The sequence below is a fragment of the Streptomyces sp. BV286 genome (assembly GCF_019090165.1).
GTDB lineage: Bacteria > Actinomycetota > Actinomycetes > Streptomycetales > Streptomycetaceae > Streptomyces.
Genome location: NZ_JAHRIB010000034.1, coordinates 1 through 224 on the forward strand (window position 1 = coordinate 1; position 224 = coordinate 224).

General features: G+C 65.6%; 1 protein-coding gene. It reads right to left on the minus strand.

Features of this window, described 5'->3' with window-relative positions:
• On the minus strand, window positions 1-224 hold a 224-nt coding region (locus KUF83_RS05175), incomplete at both ends, for an acyltransferase domain-containing protein (RefSeq protein WP_217453350.1).

A 224-nucleotide genomic window follows, 5' to 3' on the forward strand; every position in this document is an offset into this window, starting at 1 on the left:
GCACCCCGTCCAGGAGTTCACGCACCTCATCCTCGGTGGCCTGGACCGCCACCATCACCCCACCCGCAGGCAACACATCCATCAACCTGCCACGTGCCGCCACCAACGTCGCCGCATCCTCCAGCGAAAGAATCCCGGCCACATGCGCAGCCGCGATCTCCCCCACCGAATGCCCCGCCACAAAATCCGGCCGCACACCGAACGACTCCACCAACCGGAACAAC